This is a genomic window from Natronococcus sp. (assembly GCF_047921035.1).
In the GTDB taxonomy this organism is placed as follows: domain Archaea; phylum Halobacteriota; class Halobacteria; order Halobacteriales; family Natrialbaceae; genus Natronococcus.
Window position 1 is genome coordinate 1 of record NZ_JBLRWX010000067.1, and the last position, 20,361, is coordinate 20,361.

The window sequence follows — 20,361 nt, forward strand, 5'->3', positions numbered from 1 at the left end:
CTCAAGCGACTCGATACTGACGAACCGCTCGAGCAGGCCGTTACTGATGCTCACCGTTCTGGGAGAAAGCGGAAGCTCTCGGAAAAAGAGCAACGGGAGTTCGAAGCGACTGTCCACGACTCTCCCGAAAAGGTCGGGATAGAGGCGCCGGCGTGGACGCCGGCGCTCGTCCAGCAGTATCTCGACGAAACGTACGGCGTCGAGTACTCGATCCCGAGCTGCCGGCGGTTGCTCAAGGAAGCGGGATTGCACTATCAAAAACCACGCCGTGCAGCCGCCGGAACGGACGCTGAGGAGCAAGATACGGACCGCGAGGAACTCAAAGAAAGCGGCGGGAGATGGACACCACAGTAGTCTGTATCGATCGAACCACGAAATTCGTGCAAGTTGAACCGCGTGGTTTCCGTACGGCACACACCCGTCCGTTGAATTGCCTGGACGACGCGACTGGACGTGTCTGTTGGGTGTGATCACCGTTCTCGGAGATCGTCTTGATTCGAAGAGTCCAATACTATCATTTGCACAGAGTATATAATCATATGACTATGATGAGAAGTTGAAGACAGCTTGACCAGCGCTCACTTCCGAGATGAGCAATTACTTCTAATGGAAACTATAGTTCTGAGTACCGCTGATAGCTGACAGCGTTCCGGATCCGCCGTTGGCAGGTCGCTGTCGACGAGACGACTGTCACGATCACCGTTTCTCTAGATCCACGTCGTAGCTCCCGCTGACCGGGCCTGCGAACGGTCGTCCAAATCAACTCGACGAGCTGCTCGCTCCGCAAACGGACTCGGTGAGACAGTGCCGAAGAGAGAACCGATCCATACGGGCCAGTTTGACTCGGCTCGTACTGTCACGCCAGTTACGGCTCGCCGGAGGGTGATTCCTCGTAGACGATGTCCCCGGCAACGATCGTCGTGAGAACGTCGATGTCAGCGATCTCGTCGGGATGCTCGAACGGATCGCTGTCGAGAACAACGGCGTCGGCGAACATGCCGGTCTCGAGCGTCCCCTTTCGGTCCTCGGCGAGCGCAGCATACGCGCTTCCGCTAGTGTAAGCCCGAACCGCCTCCGCGACGGAGAGTCGCTGCTCGTCGTGGGGCGCGTTCACCGCGTGGTGGATCCCGTACAGCGGGCCGAACGGCATCTTGTCGCTGCCGAACGCGAGCGGAACGTCCGCCTCGAGGACCGTTCGGTGGCGGTTGTTTCGGCGACGCCACCGCTCCCCGAGACGCGCCTCGTACAGCCCGTCTGCCTCGGACCACTGCAGGTAGTTGGGCTGCATGCTCGCGACGATCCCGAGGGCGGCCACTCGCTCGATCTGGTCGTCGGTCGCGAGCTCGGCGTGCTCGATCCGGAGTCGCGGTTCGGGAACGTCGTACGCCTCGAGGACCGTCCGGGCCTTCTCGCGGTCCGGGTACGTGGCCGTCTTTACACGGATCGCGGCGTCCTCGACGACCACGCCGGTCGGCTCGCCGTGCTCGTCGCGCTCGAGGTCGTGTTCGACGCCCTCGAAATCGACCCGCTCCAGCCCCGTTGAGTTGAGCGAGATCGTGTGGCCGTCGACCCGCTGTGCGGCGACGGGATGGTCGTCGCTCACCGCGTCCAGTTCCTCGCGCGTGAGGTAACGCTGGTCGTCGCCGGACCACGTGCTCTCGTCGTAGCCGAACCCGAGCACCCAGTCCCCCGCGTCCGTGCTCGCCGCGTTCTCGGCCAGCGCCTCGAGCGCCTCGCCGCTGCCGTCGACCGCCTCGAGATCAGTCTCGTGGAGCGCCAGCCCAACCGAGATGATGTGTGCGTGTGCGTCGTTGAACCCCGGAAGTACCGTTCGGCCGTCGAGGTCGATCACGTCGACGTTCGATCGGTCGCCCGCTCGAGCCGCGTCGCCGACGGCGTCGACGACGCCGTCCCGGAACCGAATCGCGTCGGTGGTCGTTTCGGCCGCGTCCATCGTGTGGATCGTCCCACCGCACAACAGCAGCGATTCGCCGGTCATACCCTCTGCTGGACCGAGCGTCGTAATAAGTCTCCGTGCTCGAGATAGTTCGCCGAACGTGTATTTCAGACGCGGTCGACTGTCGTTATCGAGCACGTCTACGGCGTCACAAATTACTTGGTACTTCTCGCTCGAATGATCGCATGGAACGACCGCTGGTAGTGACCGACGAGAGCGACACCGTCGGCGACCTCATCCGCGAAGCAGGCGAACTCGCGGCGGCGAGCGACTCGCCGCTGACGGTTCTCACCGTCGTGACGGAATCGGAGTACGAGAACGACGCCGAAGTGCTGGGTACCATCGGCGAGATCGAAGGGGCGGAGTATCGGATGAACCCCACGACGTACGCGGAGGAAGTCGCGTCGACGGCGATCACTGACCTGCTTTCGGATCTGGACCTCGAGACGGAAGCGGTCGGGAAAGTCGTCGCCGATGACGACGACCGGGCCGATGCGATTCTCGAGGTCGCGGACGCGAACGACTGCGATTACGTGTTCATCATGGGGCGCCGACGGAGTCCAACGGGAAAGGCGCTGTTCGGCGACACTGCACAGTCGGTTATCCTCAACTTCGACGGCTACGTCGTCACGCAGTCGGAGTGAGTGCGTCGACGAACCGATCGATAAAACACGTCCGGGAACAGACAGTAGACGGAGCCATCTGGTAGAACGTGCTACTAACCGTTGTTTACTAATATCAAATACTGAATATCGGCTGATCCGTGCAGTGATAGCCACTGTTAATACCCGCTCGTATGTTTACACCTGTATTTCTGTAATACGAAGCGTCGCTGACCGCTTCGTCCGGGAAGGAGTCGGATATCGTGACCGGTGCGCGGCCGCTTTCCACCACGACCGTGCGTCGGTTTCAGTATTTGATATAGTAAAACAAAATGCGGCGTAGCACGGCCGGGTTCGTTTCGAAGTGCCGGCGTCTCGAGACAGCTAGGAGCCGGAATCACGATAGCGAAACCGGTTCGCCGGTCTCGATCGCTTCGTTTGCGGCCAGCGTGAGCTCGAGCGTCCGTGCGGCGTCCGCGTAATCGCTCCTGACGTACGAGTCGTCCCGTTCGGTCACGGCGGCGACGAACGCGTCGACCTCTCGTCGAAGCGCCCCGTTCGAACCGTCGGGCTCGTACTCGATCCGCTCGTCGTCGACCGTTCCCGTGAGCGTCCGGTGAGTGAAGTCGAGTTCGAGATAGAACTCGTCGCCGACAAGTTCGAGCTTGCGGCCGACCGGCGTCACGCAGTTCGTCGAGACGTGACTGACCACACCGTTCTCGTGTTTCATCGTGGTCGAGTTGACGTCCTCGAAATCGATCGACTCGAGATCGACGCGCGACCCGCCGAACGCAGTAACCGTCCGAACCTCACCACCGAAGTACCGAATCAGATCGAAGATGTGTGTCGTCAACTGGACGTTGCTACCGCCCGACTTCGCCTTCTGTCGGCCCCACTCACGTCCAGGAACGCCACCCCAGTATCGTCCATCTATGAGGGCGATCGTGCGGTCGGCGATCAGCTCTTCGGCCCGGTCGACCAGACTCGAGTAGCGGGACAGGTATCCCGACTGGGAGATGACGCCGTTTTCCTCGATCGCAGCCTGAACCGTTCTCGCTCTCTCGTTCGTTCGTGCGACCGGCTTTTCGACGAGGAGGTCGAGCCCCTGCTCGGCGCCCATGATCGCCTGTTCAGTATGGGCAAACGACGGAATCGCGATGACGACGGCGTCGAGTCGTTCGTTCCGATAGAGCGGTTCGTACGCCGTGTACACGCTCGCATCGCGCGGCTCCGCGACGGTACGAGCGGTCGACTCGTCGAGATCACAGACCGCAGTAACGGTCACGTCGTCGTGAGTATCGAACTGCTCGAGCAATCGCTGGCCCATGACGCCAGCCCCGATGCAGGCGAGATCCATATCGGCAACAACGTCTCTGAATACTAATAAGAGTGCCGTCCGCGAAACGCTCGTGAGCGAGAACGAAGCCAAATCGGTGCCGTCGAACGGTAGTCGATTCGCAGTTCAGCGTCCGGAATCGAACCTCAGTTCACTCACCGGCTCGAACGCGTGTCGGGTCGCGCATCGATGTCGCGTCGTCGCTAGCGCGGCGAGACGTGGCCTCGCTTCACGCCACGGTACGCACCACGGTAGGCCTCCCAGTCTTTCGTGTCCGTGTTGAACTCGAAGTCCCGGCCGTTGCCGAACGTTCCGCTCTGGACTTCGACGAGGTCGATACCCGGTAAGTGGAAGTTCCAGTACCACGAGAACGTCTCGGCGATCTCGCGGTTTCGATCCTCGTCGTCGACCGTACGCCACTCCTGGTCGAGTTCGAAGATGTTGATCTCTTCGGTCGATCCGGAGAGATCTTCCTGACCGACCTCCGTCGGAAGGTCGACCACGATCGAGCGCCCGTTGAACGGCGACCTCGTCTCCCCGTCCTCGAGTGCGTTCTCGATGTCGATCGTGTCCCCCAGTTCGTTGCTGTGGGTGTGGTTGTGTCGGAAGTAGTAGAACGGGTGTGCGGTCTGGGCGCCGTGGCTACCGACGGTGATATCGAAGTCGATGTTGTCGGACGTGCGGTCGTTGAACGTCGCCGATTCGAGCGCGTTGAGATCGATCTCGAAGCCGAAGTTGTCCAGCTGGTCCGTGATCGAGCGTGCGAGGTTCGTCTGGTAGTCCGGGATCACCATCTCGAGGGAGACGAGGTCACCGTCCTCGTCGACCCACTGGTCGCCGTCGAGTTCGTACCCGGCCTGTTCCATCAGCTCCGTCGCGCGTTCCTCGTCGTCCTCGACCGAGTACTCGATGTAGTCGGCGACGTACTCGTCGTCGAGCCAGTTGTCGGTCACGTCCGACGGCATGCCGGTCTGGGCCTCGCGCGGCGTGCTCTCGTTGTTGTAGTTCGTCGAGATGTGCTCGAGGTTTAGCACGTGGGCGATCGCTCGCCGAACCTCGTACTGGCGGATGTGTTCCGATCCCGGGCCCTGTTCGTAGAACTCGAGCTTTCGCATAAAGGAGTCCTCGTACACGGAGACGTCCTCCATGTGGTCGGGGGCCGCACCCTCGCCGACCCACTGCTGGAGCAGGCCGAAGCCGAAGTCTACGTCGCCGCCCTGGATCCGCTGTGCGAGCGCGTCGTCCTGTGCGAGGATGAACTCGAGTTCGTCGATCTCGATCTCGTCGGCGTAGGGGTGGTCCTCGAACAGTTCGAAGTACATCCCCTCCGTGTCGTAGTCGGTCATCCGGAACGGGCCGTTTCCGAGTCCGTCCTCGATCACCGTCGAGATGTGCAGCGGCATCTCCTCGGCCATCTCCTCCTGGATCTGGAGTCGTTCGTCCTGATCGTCCGCGTCCCGGAGCTCTTCCGCCCACGGCTTACACGAGTCCCGGTGCATGCGCTGCATCGCGCCGAGGTAGCCGCCCAGCGAGTACTCGAGCAACTGCGGGTTCTGCGGGTCCTTGTACACCCGGGTGAGCGTCATGTCGTCTTCCAGAACGAGCTCTTCGATGTCGCTCCCGTCGCCCTGAAAGAGACGAGCACACTCCTCGAACCAGTACTTGTCTTCGGCGGTGATCGGGTCGCCGTTCCACCAGTACCACCCCTCCTCGAACTCCACCGTCACGGCCTGTTCGTCGGGATCGTACCCCCAGTCTTCGATCATCTGATTGTCGATAGTGCCGTCGGCGAAAAACCGCTGGACGGGCTCGAGGATGAGCCACGACTGAGACCAGGGGTAGCCGCCCGCCCAGTGGTTGAAGTTGATCTCGTCCGGAATCGTCGGCTGCCACGTGGAGATCAGACTCGTCTCGTCGTCGTCGTCCGTCTCACCACCCATACAGCCGGCAAGCCCCCCGGCGACCATTGCCGAACTCACCGCCAACATCCGACGACGCGTCAGAAACTCGTCGGCGGAGTCCACGGTGCCATATCTGTCACTGTTTGGCATACAAAACTACCATTACAAGTCATGGGTTAAATATTTTTCTCGGGTTTGTGCGTTCGGATCGAACACTGCTCTCGACGCCGTCGAAGAGAGTCGGGTCGCGTCTGCCCCGGGTCGACGGGACGAAACTGCCGGATCGACGCGACCGATGTGACCGCGGGAAGCGGACGTCCGAGCGAGCGTTCGTGCAGCGCGTTCTACCCTGGTCGGTTGGACGCCACGAGGGGCGCTCGTACTCGAGAGCAAAATTTAGCGGCTCCGAAAACGCTTGAGCAGGACGTAGAACGACCCGGCCGAGACGATCGCCGAGATGCCGAACACCCCAAGCATTCCTGCGATGACGCCGTCCTGACTGGTGAGTTCGACGGGCGCCTCGAAGACGGCGGCGAGAAGCAACAGGAGGACGCCGATCGCGACGATCGACAGCAGCAGCGATCCGCGGAGGAGTTTGAGCAGCCTGTAGAGCAGTTCGTTCGTCCGGCGCGGGTCGCTTTCCGAAGCGGTTGCCATTGTGTCTACCCTACGTTCTGTAAGACCTACTATAAATCTTTGTCCGCCGGCCCCGAACGCCGGCGACGAAACCCGCCGACGCCACAAAGATTAATATGTGTGTTGGGATAAACAATCTCTCACAGAAACGTGATGTCCCATTCCGTCGACGAATCGCGACACGAGCGGGTGGAGCGACATCCGGCAGCTGAACTATGACCCGAACAGAAACGAAGTTCGATACCACACGCGACGGTAGTAGCTCACAGGACGCTATTCTCGAGGTACGTGACGTTGACGTGACCTTCGACATGGAACGTGGCACCTCTCGCGTCCTCGACGGGGTGACTTTCGACGTCCACCGGGACGAGATGCTCGGCATCGTCGGAGAGAGCGGGAGCGGCAAGTCGATGTTCGCATCGGCCCTGCTCAACGCCGTCGTCGATCCCGGACAGGCGTCCGGCGAGATCATGTACCACCCTCCCGACGGGGAGCCCGTCGACGTCCTGTCGCTGAGCGAGAGTCAACTCGAGAAGTTCCGCTGGGAGGAGATTTCGATGGTGTTCCAGGGTGCGATGAGTTCGTTCAACCCGACGATGAAGATCGGGGAGCACTTCGAGGAGACGATTAGGGCCCACGGGAAGGATCTCGAGGAACGGATGGCACACGGCCGACAGTTGCTCGCGGACCTCTACCTCGATCCGGAGCGGGTTCTCAACTCCTATCCCCACGAGCTCTCCGGCGGGATGAAACAGCGAACGCTCATCGCGCTGAGCCTGATTCTCGAGCCGAGGGTGCTCGTGATGGACGAGCCGACAGCGGCGCTGGACCTGCTCATGCAGCGGTCGATCATGAGTCTCCTGGCGAACTTACAGGAGGAGTACGATCTGACGATCGTCTTCATTACCCACGATCTGCCGCTCGTCGCCGGACTGGCCGACCGACTCGCCGTCATGTACGCCTTCGAGTTCGTCGAGTACGGGCCGAGCGAGCAGGTCATCCGCGACGCCGCCCACCCCTACACCCGGGCGCTGTTGAAGTCGGTGCCCAGCGTCGACGCCTCGCTCGAGGACATGCACCCGATCGAGGGCGAGAGTCCGGACCCGGTCGACGCGCCACAGGGGTGTTCGTACCACCCGCGGTGTCCGCTCGCGACCGAGGAGTGTCGACAATCGGATCCGGATTACCACGACGTCTCAGACGAGCGAGGTGCCGCCTGCTTCCACTGGGAGCGCTCGAGCGACGAGATCGAGTACGCACTCGCCGTCGACCCGGACGATCCCGTCGGCTCGTCGCCGATAACCGACTCGAGCGAGGAGACGGTCGTCTCGCTGGACGACGTCGACGTGCACTTCGAGCAGTCGGGGCTCATCGACGAACTGTTCGGCAAGGAACGCGTCGTTCGCGCGGTCAACGACGTGTCGATCGACCTCCGAGAGAACGAAGTCGTCGCGCTCGTCGGCGAATCCGGCTGTGGGAAGACCACCCTCGGCAAGACCGCGATCGGCCTCCAGGAGCCGACCGCCGGATCCGTCAGCTACCGCGGGCAGGACGTCTGGGAAGCGAAAGCCGGGAACGGCGACTACGAGTTCGACGACGTCCGACGGGCGTTACAGATCGTCCACCAGGATCCCGGGAGTTCGCTGAACTCCTCTCGAACCGTCCGTGCGAGCTTATCGGCGCCGCTGAAACGCTGGCGGCCGGATCTCGGGCCGAACGACCGCGAGACGGTGATCTACAACCTCCTCGAGCGCGTCGGAATGAAACCCCCCGAGGACTACGCGGCGCGGTTCCCCCACCAGCTCAGTGGCGGCGAACAGCAACGCGTCGTCCTCGTTCGGGCGCTGCTCATGAGCCCCGACCTCATCCTCGCCGACGAGGCGGTGAGCGCGCTCGACGTCTCCCTGCGGGTGGAGATGATGGACATGATGCTCGACCTCCAGGAGATGTTCAACACGTCGTACCTGTTCATCTCCCACGACTTCTCGAACGCGCGCTATCTCACCGAGAAGTCCGACGGTCGGATCGGCATCATGTACCTCGGCAACCTCGTCGAGATCGGCCCGGCTGAGGAGATCATCCACGACCCGAAACATCCCTACACCAAGGTGCTCCGGTGGGCGACACCGCCGCTCGACCCGGACGAGGCCAAGGAGGCAAACGCCACCGACCCGCCGATCCGGGAGATCGACATCCCCGACCCGACGGACCTGCCCAGCGGCTGCCCCTTCCAGACGCGATGTCCCGACGCTCGCGAGGTGTGTACGCGAAACGCACCCGAACTGAAAGACACCGAGGGCGCGTCTCGCGTCGCCTGCTTCCGCGAGGACGACGACCACGAGTACTGGGACAGCGAACCGATCGAGAGCGAGACGATCTCGCTCGAGACGAAGGGCGAAGCCGACTGACCTCGACCAAAGGTTTTTGCTACCGTGTCGAAATCTCAGAGACGGATGAGCAGCAAATACGACAAGACGTTCCTCGATCACCTCTGTGACTACGAGAGCGCGTGGCGAATGCTGTTCGTGTTCTCGGCGGGCCTGCTCGGACTCATGATCATCTGGCTCGTCGCGGCCGAACCCGGCTCCGAGACGTTCGTCATCTCGCTCGTGAACGTCGCGGGGCTGTCGGTCCTCGCGGCACTGAGCGGCGGGATGCTGTGGCGGTGTCTCTGGTGACTCGAAACCGAGGGACGTCGCGGGATAAGATATATTATCACTGCAACGAGACACAATACCATCGTAGATGAGATACTTTATCAAGCGAACGGTTCACGCAGTCGTGACGCTCGTCTCCGTGACGACGATCACGTTTGCGCTGTTTCGGCTCATGCCGGGCAACCCCGCCCAGGCGATGCGTGCCCAGTTCGAGGCTGAAATGGAAGCGGGTGGTGGGACGGCCGACCCCGAGGTGCTCGACGCGATGGTCGAACAACACACCGGGTTCGACCCCGATCAGCCGTGGTACGTCCAGTACGTCGAGTACCTGCAGGACGTTATCCTCTACCAGGACTTCGGCCACTCCTATTTCTACAACGACCCGGTGTTCGACATCCTGTTTACGGCGATGCCGTGGTCGGTCTTTATCAGCGTCTACGGACTGGCGTTCGGGTACACGACGAACATTCTCCTCGGTGCTGCGATGGCCTACAAGGAGGGGTCGCGGTTCGACAACTACATGACCGTCCTCGCGACGTTCCTGAACTCGGTGCCGTACTACGTCGGCGCGATTCTCTTCCTGGCGTTTTTCGGCTACGAACTCGGTCTCTTCCCGACCGGCGGTCGGTACAACACGAGCCTGGAAGCTGGCCTGAACGTCCGGTTCATGGCGAGTATCTCCTATCACGCCGTGCTCCCGATCATGTCGAGTTTCATCGTCGGCTTCGGCGGGGGCGCCCTCTCGATGCGGGGCAACTCTATCCGGATCCTCGGGGAGGACTACCTCCGCGTCGCGCGGCTTCGTGGCATCAGCTCGACCCGGGTCGCGACCCGGTACGTCGCGCGCAACGCGATCCTGCCGCTGTACACCCAGATGATGATCGGGATCGCCGCGGTGTTCTCGAGCAGCGTGCTCCTCGAGTTCATCTTCACGTATCCCGGCGTCGGCTGGTACACGTTCGACGCGGTCATGCGTCGGGACTACCCGCTGTTGATGGGATCGTTCCTCTTCTTTACGATCGTCACGCTCATCGGCATTCTCATCGCCGAGTTCACGTACGGGCTCGTCGACCCGCGGATCGGATCAGGTGATCAGAGTGAGTCATACTAACGACCCAGGACCGGAATCGGACGAACGGCTCAGCGACGAACAACTGTTCGGCCACCTCTCGGAGGTCGACAGTGTCGACTTCTCGAGGCGGGAACGGTTCGAGCGGCTGCTGGACGCGTACGTTCTCGCACCGGGGCGGGTCGCCTGGAACGACTGGCGAACGCGGATCGGGATCCTGGTCGTCACCCTGTTCGTCTTCTTCGGGACGATCGGACCGCGTCTGGTGACCTCGCCGGGGACCAATCAGGCTCCGAACAACCTCCAGCCGTTCCACGGCGGCGTCGCAGCCCTCTGGGAGGACGGCGGCTGGATCGATATCGGCGCCGCTCACCAGCTGTCGGTGGGTGCGATCTCCGTTCCGGGCATCGATATCCGGTACCCGCTCGGGGCCGATAACTACGGTACCCCGATCGGACGCAACCTCGTCCACGCGACGCCGGACATGCTCGAGATGGTGGTCGCCGGAGCGATCGTCTCCGTCGGACTCGCCGCGATCTTCGGGATTACGGCCGGCTACAAGGGTGGCAAGATCGACGAGTTCCTCATGTACGTCACGGACGTCGTCATGACGATGCCCGGACTGCCGCTGCTCATCGTTCTCGTGGCGATCTGGGCGCCCCGACAGGCGTGGCTCGTCGGCGTCGTGCTGGCGATCGACGCCTGGCCGGGACTCGCGCGGGCGCTGCGTTCGCAGGTCCTCACCCTTCGCGAGGAGTCGTACGTCGAGGCCTCGCGAACGATGGGACTCTCCTCGAGGACGATCCTCTCGCGGGACATCACGCCGCAGTTGATGCCGTACATCCTCATCAACTTCGCGAACGCCGGCCGCCAGGTCGTGTTCGGCTCCGTCGCGCTGTACTTCCTCGGCGTCCTGCCGTTCACGAGCGCGAACTGGGGGATCATGATGCAGACCGCGTACAACGAGGCCCACGCGCTGGTCAACCTGAGCAACTTCTACCAGATCTTCTGGCCGATGGCCGCGGTCGTCGTCCTCTCGTTCGGCCTGATCCTCTTCGCCCAGGGGATGGACCGCGTGTTCAACCCGCGCATCAGAGCGCGACACGCGAAGAAGGTCGGGAGCGACGACGAACAGATCGACTAGCCGTTCGGTCGTGGTGAACCGCCAGACGGCGGTTGCGGTCACTGTTTGACGGCACGCCCGCTCGAACTGTACAACGCCTCGGCGGTACATTCGTCGGTTTCGGCACCCGAATCTCCGTTCGAGCAATCGACGCACACTTGAAGCGATCTCAGAGACGACCCGTTTAGTCGAGACCACCCAAGAATTTAATTAGTTGTGAATGTTTATCATGTATTGGGGAAATGGATAAGAAAAACCAATCAACGGCAGAGACGAGTCCAAACTGGACGCAGCGACTCCCACTCCCTCGACGGAGTGTCCTCGCTGCCGGTGCTGCGGGAGTGTTGTTCACGGGTAGCGCGCTCGGAGCCCGAAGCGACGAGGGTGGCGGTAACGAACGCGACGGCCCACCGTTTGCTCCCGGAGATCACGACCACAGCGGTCGGAACGGCGCCGCCGCGCGTCTGGGCGATACATCGCCCGTCGAGTCGATCAGTGCACGATCGATCGACGCACGAGTCGTCAACGACGTCCGTCACGTCCACGCCAGTCGGTGGGATACCGATCTCCAGGCCGAAATCGACGCCGCTGCAGAGAACGACGAGCGCAAACTCGTCGTCCACGGTGCGGGCGTCTTCGAACCGACGACGACCGTTCGGGTCCCCGATAACTTCACGCTGAAAATCGACGACAACGTGCGGCTCGTCCCGCCGGCCGATCACGCATTAGACGAACTCGAGACTGCGAGCCGAACGTACCGGACGCTCGTGACGAACCGCGACCACGACGCCGGTAACGAGAACGTCGCCGTCGAGGGCGGGTACGTCTCGTTCGAGAACCTCGAGTGGGAGGGGTTCAGTCACGCGCCGGTGTGGTTCCACAACTGCGAGTCGCCGCGCCAGAAGGGAGTCACCGTCACGGACGTCATGCACGACTACGGCTCCGAGGCCGGAACCCGTCAGTTCGGCACGTATATCACGAGTTCCGAACACGGAGTCCAGCGGAACTGCGTCGCTCGTCGCGTCGGGTACGACGGAATCGCGAACCGCGGGACGCGCACCGGCGGGAAGATGATCGGCTGTGAAGCGTACGATATCCCGGGCACCGGGATCCAGTTCGCCTGGGACGTTCGGGAGGAGTCCGTCAACCCCGAGGACATCGTCGTTCGAAACTGTATCACCGACGAGTTCATTACCGTCCACGTCGGCGGCGGCGGACTGCAGGACGTCCTGATCAAAGACAACGAATGCCGAATCGTCTCGCTTATCGTCGACGGCCCGGTCGAGAACGTCGCGCTCCAGGACAACCGAACGGACTGCCAGCAGATCGCGATCCGTGATTCGGTGGAGAACGTCCAACTCCGGGGCCAGCAAGGCCGGGACGGAGAACGGTACCGGCCGGGCTTCGACTCGGCGGTGCGGTTGATCGGGTACGACTGGTCGCCCGAAGGAAGCGTGGAGACGCTTACGATCTCGGATTGCTACAGCCGCGACGACGTGTTCATCTCCAACGAGTTGGTCGATGGCGTCGAGGTGTCGCAAGTGCGGGTGCGCAACACCATCTTCGATCCCGACGGTGACTCCAGGGCGGCGTTCGTGGACGGGGCGGACGCCGAGAACGATATTCGGCTGATGGATATCGCGCAGAATACGGTTCACAACGCACCGATCATCGACGGCGGCGTCGATACCGTCCGCCTCGAGAACAACACACAACGGCAGTCCCGGCCCCCCGGCGTCCACTACGACACGAGCGACCTGTTCGTCGAGGCGTCGACGGAGGTCGACGATACCTTCCCCGACGCGATCCAATTGAACGCCGACGGCGACGGCGATTGGTGGGAGTTCGAGTTCGACGTTTCCGACTCCGGCGAGTTCGAAATCAATCTCGACGCGCTGTTCGGGCCATCGACGTACGGAATCTACGACGTGGAGATCAACGGCGAGCACGTCGACACGCTCGATTTCTTCGCCGACGGAGACGGTCGCGAAACGATCACGTACGATCTCGATTTGCAGGCGGGAACCAACTCGATGCGATTCGAGGTTGTCGGAACGAACGAGGACGCAAGCGACTACAACATGGCACTGTATTCGCTCGTTCTCAGAGACGAACACGCGCGAGATCGGGAGCGGTACCCCGTCACTACCGGCTCGGTTACGCGCGTCCTCCGCAACGGACGGGGAACGAACGACGGCGACCCGTCTACCGGCGGCGAGTGGCACGGCTATACCGAATTCGCCGAAGCGTCGAACGCCCTGATTCTGGATACGCGCAACGACGACTGGTATCGTGCCCACGACGGACGCTGGATCCGCGCCTGAGCGGAGCTGCGCGTCTCGAGACCTCGGAAGACACTCGAGTACGCGCGGACGGATTCGTGCCGAAGACACTCTCTCCGTCCTACGAGAGCGTCGCCCGGATTCGGTCGACGACGTAGTCGGCCTCGTCGTCCGTGAGACACATCGGATCGATCGTGAACTCGTCGTCGTCCAGTCGGTCGGCGCCGACGAACACGCGCGGGGTCTCCCGTCGAAGCGACCCGACGAGAGCCGTCGCGTCGGTCGCCGCACGGTCCGGGTCGACGGTCGCGGCGACCCGGGTGACCGCGTCGGTCTTGTCGCCGCCCTCGAGTCGGGTCTCGAGCCCGGGGACGTCGGCGAGTCCCGCCTCGAGTCGCCGTGCGCGCTCGTGGTACTCCCGGAGCCGGGCGTCGTGGTCCTCCTCGAGGAACAGTTCGAGCGCGCGAATCAGGCCGACGAGCTCCTCCTTGCCGACCTTCATCGAACGGCCGATCCCCTGTCGTGGGACGCCCGGCAGTTCGTCGGGGACGACGAGTTCGGCCGGCGGGTCGTAGACGGCCTCGGCCGCGTGCACGTCCAGGTGCTGGCGGGCGACCGACGTGATCAGCTCCTCGTCGCCGGCGAGGATGCCCGTCGACTGGGGGCCGCGGATCGCCTTCCCGCCGCTGAACGCGACGAGGTCGGCGCCTTGCTCGAGAAACCGCGAGAGGTTTGCGGCCGGCGGAAGCTCCGCCGCCGCGTCGACGATCACGGGTACTTCGTGGTCGTGGGCGATCTCGCAGACCGTCTCGAGGGGCGGCCGCGTGTAGGGTTTCGCCATGTAGGCGACGGCGGCGGTCTCGTCGGTGATCGCCGCCTCGATCTCCCAGGGCTCGACGTTCTCCGCGCCGGTGCCGAGGTGGGAGTCGTTCGTCCCGACGTCGACGATCGTCGCCCCGGGCAATCGGAGGGCGTGGTCGTAGCCGTTCCGGTGGGTTCGCGGCATGACGATCTCGTCGGCCAGCCCCTCGGTATCGGGAAGTCGGGCCATCGCCTCGAGGTCGTCGCCCGCGAGACACGCCGCGGCGGCCATCGACAGCGCGGCGCTCGCGCCGCTGGTGACATAGCCGGCGTCGGCGCCTGTCGCCTCGGCGACGAGTTCCGAGGCACGCTGTTGCAGGTCCGAGATGCGGACGAACGACCGCGAGGCGTCGCGCATCGCGTCGGCCGCCTCCTCGCGCATCAACGACCCGCTGATCCGGGTCTTCGTTCCGGTCGCGTTGACGACGGTCGGGACGCCGAGGTCGTCGTAGATCGTCGTCTCGTCAGGCACGCCGAATCACCGACTGCGCTCGAGTACACATGCCCGGTCGGTTCGAAAACGGACCGCAAAAACCTTGTGCCGTCGGGCGTCCTCGTCGTTCCCGATCGAGATCCGCCCGCGAATCGATTCCTATACATTCGCAGGAAGAATACTACCGAAAATTATTTTATTCGGTAGTATAGTATGTTTATTGATGCCACGAGACAAGGGTAACCATAGCGATACGCCCAGGGAGAGATCGGTCCCGATACTCGACGCCGTGTCACGACGGTCGATACTGGCCACGACCGGTGCCGGCGTACTCGGCGGACTGGTCTCGGTCACCGACACCGGCGCGGCGGCCGAAGACGACGAGCGCTACCACCTGAAGACCCGACCCACGATGTGGACGGCCGAGATGCGAGCGAACGCGCAGGCGAACATCGACCGCTACGACTGGGCCGAAAGTGAACGGGATACCGCGGTCAGTCAGGCCGAGGCGCGCCTCGAGCAGTACGGTCCGGACCTCGAGAGCCTCTGGCGGCTGGTCACGTCCCAGAGGATCCCCCGCGGGGGCGGCGAAACGGAGGAGCGACGTCTCCTCGGCGGATACAGCCAGCCAGGGACGGACCGACTGTGGAAGATCGAGACGACGGTCGAGAACCCCCACGGCGAGGGGAACCTGGTCGTCCCGACGAACGACTTCGGCGCCTACCGCGAGAGCGGGCTCGACGACCGCGGGATGTTCGACCCCGAACTGGCCGACGACTCCCTGCTGGTCAACGAGGAACACCCCGAGATGGGCGAGGGGTGGGGCGTCGACGACGGCTGGGGGTGGCACGACGAGGACGACGACCTCGGCGGCGGCGCGGGGAACCGCTGGAACTTCGTCGCGTACTACAACCACTGGTTCACGTGGCGACCCGGCGGAATCAGACGGCTCCTCGACGCCCTGGTCGACGCCTACCTGCTCACCGAGGACCCGAAGTACGCGACCGCCGGGCTGGTCGTTCTCGACCGGGTCGCCGACGTCTACCCCGAGATGTCGATCTGGGACTACCAGCACGGGGAACACGGCTTCTGGAACAGCACCGGCGGCCGCCAGACCGGCCGCATCGTGGGCTCACACTGGGAGGGGAACCTCGCGCGAAACCTGCTGGTCGCCTACGACGCGTTCTTCCCCGCGCTCGAGGATCCCGAGGTCGCGGACGCGGTGGTCGGGTTCCTCGAGGCCAAGACCGACGAGTACCCCGGGCTTCCGGAGAAGGACTCGGTCGGAAAGATCCGCGAGAACATCGAGGAGAACTACCTTCAGGAGATGCTCCCGGCCGCGAAGGAGTCGGACATGGCACCGGGGCGGGGACAGCTGTCGGCGCTCGCGATCGCCGCTCGCGTCCAGGACGACACCCGCGAGGACGGCTACACGCGGGAGGCACTCGAGTGGGTGTTCCAGCCCGGCGACGAGTACTTCGACGGCGACCAGTGGGACGAGGAGCCTGAGAACTGGTACACCACCGGCGGAAACGTCCTCGCCCCGATCGTCGACGAGTGCGATCGCGACGGCTACTGGCACGAGGGATCGCTGGGGTACAACCGGATCAGGATGTCGTCGATCCTGCAGGTGGTCGAGAACCTGGAGGGGTACGACGGGTTCGACGGTGCCGACCTCTACCAGCATCCGAAGTTCCAGAACGCGCTCAAGATCAACGGCGATCTCCTCCTGCTCGACGAGTTCTCCCCCGCGCTCGGCGACACCCACCACCCCTCGGGGAGCGAGTGGAGCCGGAGCGCGGTAGCCCAGGGGTACGAGGTGACGGGGAAGCCGATCTTCGCTCAGCTCTGGCACTACTCGAACGGCTACTCGACGGCGGGTATCAGGGGGTCGATCTACGAGGACGAACCCGAGGGACTTGCCGACGAGGTGCAGTCGATCATCGATGCGGAAGGACCGCTCGATCTGCCGAGTCGGAACCTTGCCGGCTTCGGCTTCGCCGCGCTTCGCGACGGCGAAAACCACGAGATCGGATCCGTCGGCGAGACCTACGACACCTCCGACCTCTTCGCCGAGGCCTCCGCGCCGATCGACGACAGTTTCGAGGAGGCCATCCAGTTCGAGGCCGACGAGGCGGGTGAGTGGTGGAGCTTCGAGTTCGACGTCGACGACGCCGCGGCGTACGACCTCGAGATCGAGGCGCTGTTCGTCGACACGTACGGAATCTACGAGCTGTACGTCAACGACGAGTACGTCGACACCGTCGACTTCATGGCCGACGGGACCGGACGGGAGACGCTGACGTACTCCGTCGACCTCCGGGCGGGCACAAACGAGATGCGCTGGGAGTGTGTCGGTCGAAACGACGACGCGGGCGGGTACAGCATGGCGCTGTACTCCCTGACGACGCTCGACGAGGACGATCGGGAACAGCGGGATGCCGCCGACGTGGGGAACGCCAAGCGCGCCGTCTGGATGTACTACGGCCGCAACGGGAACGGGGCCGGCGGAACGAGCCACGCCCACCGGGACGCGTTACAGATCGGCGTCGCGGCCAACGAGATGGAACTCTCCCGCGACCTCGGCTACCCCGAGGCGACGGGAAGCCATCCCCCGCGGCTGTTCTTTACGGACAACACGATCAGCCACAACACGGTCGTGGTCGACGAGCGCGGACAGGATCACCACTGGGTCGGCACCCCGCGTCACTTCGACGGAAGCGACGAGCGGGTGAACCTGGTCGACGTCGAGGCCCCTCACGTCTACGAGGAGACCGACGAGTACCGTCGAACGACCGCCACGATCACCGTCGACGAGGAGCACTCCTACGCCGTCGACTTCTTCCGCGTGGACGGCGGCGACGATCACCGCTTTAGCTTCCACGCGACGGAGGCGACCGTCGCGACCGAGGGACTCGAGTTGGACCCACAGGACGGCGGAACGCTGGCCGGCCCGGACGTCCCGTACGCCGACGACGCGTACGACCGGGCTCGCTCGCCGAACTCGGCGGGCGCGGGCTTCAACTACTTCGATACGGTCGAACGCGATCCAGATCCCGACCCGAGAGTCGTCGTCGACTGGGACGTCGCGGATCAGTTCGACCGCCGCGACGACGACGCCGAGGACGTCCACCTGCGGCTGACCTCGTTCGGCGAGTTCGACGAGGTCGCGCTCGCCGACGGCTACCCCCCGCACAGCTCGGGTAGCGCCGCCCCGGAGGAGAGTCTGCGCTATGCGTTCCTCAGCCGGCACGGCACGGCCCTCGAGACGACGTTTACCTCCGTCATCGAGCACTACGAGGGCGACCGCGTCGTCGACTCGATCGAGGAGGTCCCGGTCACCGGAGGCGAGGGTCGCGCCCTCAAGATCGACCTCGCGGGCGGGCGCACCGACTACGTCGTCCGCACGACCGGGAGGTCGAACTCGGTCACCGTCGACGAGACGTTCGCGTTCACGGGATTCTTCGGCGTCTACTCGACCGAGGACGGCGAGCCCGAGTACGCCTACGTCCACGACGGGACGCGCCTCGCTCCCGTCGGGGACGCGCCGCTCGTGCAGGAATCGACCGCCTACGTGCGAGGGTTCGTCGAGGACTTTACGCGCGGCATGAGCCTCGAGAACGAACTCGAGGTTCGGATCGCGACCGACCGACGCGAACTCGATCGACACGCGGGGTTCGTCTACGTCGACAACGACGACTCGAACCCGTGGCGGGGACGGCCGGCCCCCGAGATTCCGATCATGGAGGGGCCGCGAGCGCCCGACAACGGCGCGTACCCGATCGAAGAACTGGAGGTCGGCCGCGGAAACGCGGTGACCGTCGACGTCGGCGAGCGCACGTTCGTTCGCCAGTTCGAGGACCCCGACGAACTCGAGGACGGCGGCTACGAGTACATCGTCGCGGAGAACGACGACGTCAGGATTCCGCTGACGTCGACCTGGTCGCGGGAGTAGGTCCGATCTCCGGCGGCTCGAGACGCACTGTTTCGCGGTCCGGTGACGGGCAACGTCGCGCTCGAGCGGGGGAGGGACCTACGAGGAGATCCGACGGAGGTATGTGAGATCGGCCTCGATCGCTCGCCGGTACGGGCGGTCGTCGTCGACGAACTCGACGTTCACGAAGCCGTCGAAGCCGGCGTCAGCGAAGATGTCGAGCAGTTCCTCGAGGTCGAAGAAGGCGTCCTCGAGCGGGCAGCGGTCGCGAGAGCCCCGTTCCGGGACCGCCTGGACGTGGACGTTGTTCGAGAGGGGTGCGAGGTCGCGGGCCTCCGCGGTCAGCGCGTCGGGGGCCATCGAGAACGCGGGCTGCCAGTTGAGCCGACAGTTCTCGCGATCGACCGCCTCGACGAGCCGTCGCGCGCCCTCGCCGTCGTTCGTGAGCGTGTTCGCGTGCTTCTCGACGGTGACGCCGAGCCCCCGGTCGGCCGCGAGGCGACTCGTTCGCTCGAGGTCCGCGACCGCCCGGTTCCAGTGGTCGTCGTCGTGGTCGCCGTACTCCTGGCTGCCGGCCCAGACGCGGATCAGGTCCGCCTCCAGTCGATCGGCGACCTCGAGTTCGCGCTCGACCGTCTCGTCGAAGTCAGGTGCGCCGATGCGGAGGTACGAGCCGTAGACGGGGATCTCGAGGCCCGCCTCGCGGGCGGTCTCCCGGATCGACCGACACGTCTCCGGGTCGCCGTCGCCGACGTGGTCCTCACCCCATAGTTCGACGCCGTCGTAGCCCGCCTCGCCGGCCTCGCGAATCACGGCGTCGACGCTCGCGTCCCGGTTCGAGATCGTACAGAGTCCGATCTGCATGGAAAACGCGTGAGAGCGAGCGGGCTAAACTGTTTCGCCGACCGACGGTCACCGGTATCGGGAGAGGCCGCCGTCCCAGTCGACGTCGCGGTCCTCGAGTGCCGGCAGCAGCTGTGGCACGTCGAACTCGCCGACGATCCCGTGGACGTTCAGGCGGTGGTCGACCGGGATCTCCTCGGTCGTCGCCTGTTCGTGAAACGATGGGAACGGATCGACGGCCGAGATCGTCCGGATCGACGGCTCGACGACCGCCGCGAGCAGCGCGTGGATGCTCCAGGGGCCGCGCCCCTCGATCGCGAGTTCCGCGTCGCCCTCGATCCCGCGCTCGTCCTCGAGCCGGGAGCGGAGGTACGCGACCGCGCGGAGGACGTCGAACGTCTGCATCGCGAGCAGCGACGTCCCGACCATCAGGGCGTCGGAGGCGAGTTTGTACACGGTGCCGTGGTAGTCGTGATAGCCGCCGCCGTTTTGCAGCGGCGTGTTGACGTCCCGCGCCCGTACCCCGCCGACGCCGCGGGGATCGGCGACGACGACGGTCCCGTGCTCGCGAGCGAGCGACGCGATTTCGCCCCGGCGGCCCTCGATCTCGTCGGTCCCCGCCTCGAGCAACAGGACGAGCGGTTCCCCGGTCCCGCCGTCGTCGTCGGTCGCGACGACCGCCGTCACGACGACCTCCCGCTCGCTCAGGAAGAACACCTTCTCCCAG

Annotated in this window: 13 protein-coding genes and 2 pseudogenes; 8 read left to right on the plus strand and 7 right to left on the minus strand. The window is 64.1% G+C overall.

Annotation, left to right across the window (positions count from 1 at the left end; genetic code table 11):
- A pseudogene (locus ACNA7R_RS13565) lies at positions 1-490 on the plus strand (winged helix-turn-helix domain-containing protein); the annotation flags it as partial.
- A gap of 375 nt (positions 491-865) precedes the next feature.
- Here ACNA7R_RS13565 and ACNA7R_RS13570 read toward each other — a convergent pair.
- Positions 866-1,999, minus strand: a complete 1,134-nt coding sequence (locus ACNA7R_RS13570; protein WP_416284092.1) for an amidohydrolase — start codon at positions 1,997-1,999, stop codon at positions 866-868.
- Positions 2,000-2,142: 143 nt separating this feature from the next.
- Between ACNA7R_RS13570 and ACNA7R_RS13575 the strand changes: the two genes are divergently transcribed.
- Complete coding sequence (locus tag ACNA7R_RS13575; protein ID WP_416284093.1) at positions 2,143-2,601, plus strand: universal stress protein; 459 nt, start codon at positions 2,143-2,145, stop codon at positions 2,599-2,601.
- Between the two features lie 355 nt (positions 2,602-2,956).
- Here the strand turns inward: ACNA7R_RS13575 and ACNA7R_RS13580 are convergent, their stop codons facing one another.
- From ACNA7R_RS13580 to ACNA7R_RS13590, 3 genes are all read right to left on the minus strand, one after another.
- On the minus strand, positions 2,957-3,916 hold the full coding sequence (locus ACNA7R_RS13580) for a Gfo/Idh/MocA family protein (protein WP_416284094.1): 960 nt from the start codon (positions 3,914-3,916) through the stop codon (positions 2,957-2,959).
- Positions 3,917-4,098: 182 nt separating this feature from the next.
- Positions 4,099-5,946 carry an ABC transporter substrate-binding protein gene (locus tag ACNA7R_RS13585; protein WP_416284095.1) on the minus strand — a complete coding sequence of 616 codons (1,848 nt, stop codon included), beginning with the start codon at positions 5,944-5,946 and terminating at the stop codon, positions 4,099-4,101.
- A gap of 246 nt (positions 5,947-6,192) precedes the next feature.
- Positions 6,193-6,453, minus strand: a complete 261-nt coding sequence (locus ACNA7R_RS13590; protein WP_416284096.1) for a hypothetical protein — start codon at positions 6,451-6,453, stop codon at positions 6,193-6,195.
- Positions 6,454-6,647: 194 nt separating this feature from the next.
- Between ACNA7R_RS13590 and ACNA7R_RS13595 the strand changes: the two genes are divergently transcribed.
- The 5 genes from ACNA7R_RS13595 (at position 6,648) to ACNA7R_RS13615 (ending at position 13,605) form a co-directional block, all read left to right on the plus strand.
- On the plus strand, positions 6,648-8,840 hold the full coding sequence (locus ACNA7R_RS13595; RefSeq protein ID WP_416284097.1) for a dipeptide ABC transporter ATP-binding protein: 2,193 nt from the start codon (positions 6,648-6,650) through the stop codon (positions 8,838-8,840).
- 45 nt (positions 8,841-8,885) lie between these two features.
- A complete protein-coding gene (locus tag ACNA7R_RS13600) occupies positions 8,886-9,110 on the plus strand; it encodes a hypothetical protein (RefSeq protein ID WP_416284098.1) in 225 nt (74 codons plus the stop codon).
- Between the two features lie 67 nt (positions 9,111-9,177).
- Positions 9,178-10,200, plus strand: coding sequence for an ABC transporter permease (locus tag ACNA7R_RS13605; protein ID WP_416284099.1), 1,023 nt, complete (start codon positions 9,178-9,180; stop codon positions 10,198-10,200).
- The gene (locus ACNA7R_RS13610; protein WP_416284100.1) at positions 10,187-11,302 is read left to right on the plus strand and encodes an ABC transporter permease; all 1,116 of its coding nucleotides are present in this window, start codon (positions 10,187-10,189) and stop codon (positions 11,300-11,302) included. Before ACNA7R_RS13605 ends, ACNA7R_RS13610 begins: the two co-directional genes overlap by 14 nt.
- 320 nt (positions 11,303-11,622) lie before the next feature.
- On the plus strand, positions 11,623-13,605 hold the full coding sequence (locus tag ACNA7R_RS13615; RefSeq protein ID WP_416284101.1) for a hypothetical protein: 1,983 nt from the start codon (positions 11,623-11,625) through the stop codon (positions 13,603-13,605).
- A 79-nt stretch (positions 13,606-13,684) separates the two neighbouring features.
- Here the strand turns inward: ACNA7R_RS13615 and ACNA7R_RS13620 are convergent, their stop codons facing one another.
- Positions 13,685-14,896 carry an aminotransferase class V-fold PLP-dependent enzyme gene (locus tag ACNA7R_RS13620; RefSeq protein WP_416284102.1) on the minus strand — a complete coding sequence of 404 codons (1,212 nt, stop codon included), beginning with the start codon at positions 14,894-14,896 and terminating at the stop codon, positions 13,685-13,687.
- 250 nt (positions 14,897-15,146) lie between these two features.
- Here ACNA7R_RS13620 and ACNA7R_RS13625 point away from each other — a divergent pair, with 250 nt between their 5' ends.
- Positions 15,147-18,812 carry a hypothetical protein gene (locus tag ACNA7R_RS13625; RefSeq protein ID WP_416284103.1) on the plus strand — a complete coding sequence of 1,222 codons (3,666 nt, stop codon included), beginning with the start codon at positions 15,147-15,149 and terminating at the stop codon, positions 18,810-18,812.
- A gap of 78 nt (positions 18,813-18,890) precedes the next feature.
- On the opposite strand, the gene ACNA7R_RS13630 is transcribed toward ACNA7R_RS13625, so the two are convergent.
- Both ACNA7R_RS13630 and ACNA7R_RS13635 read right to left on the minus strand, forming a co-directional pair.
- A complete protein-coding gene (locus ACNA7R_RS13630) occupies positions 18,891-19,655 on the minus strand; it encodes a sugar phosphate isomerase/epimerase family protein (protein ID WP_416284104.1) in 765 nt (254 codons plus the stop codon).
- A 48-nt stretch (positions 19,656-19,703) separates the two neighbouring features.
- Positions 19,704-20,361, minus strand: a pseudogene (locus ACNA7R_RS13635) (hypothetical protein); the annotation flags it as partial.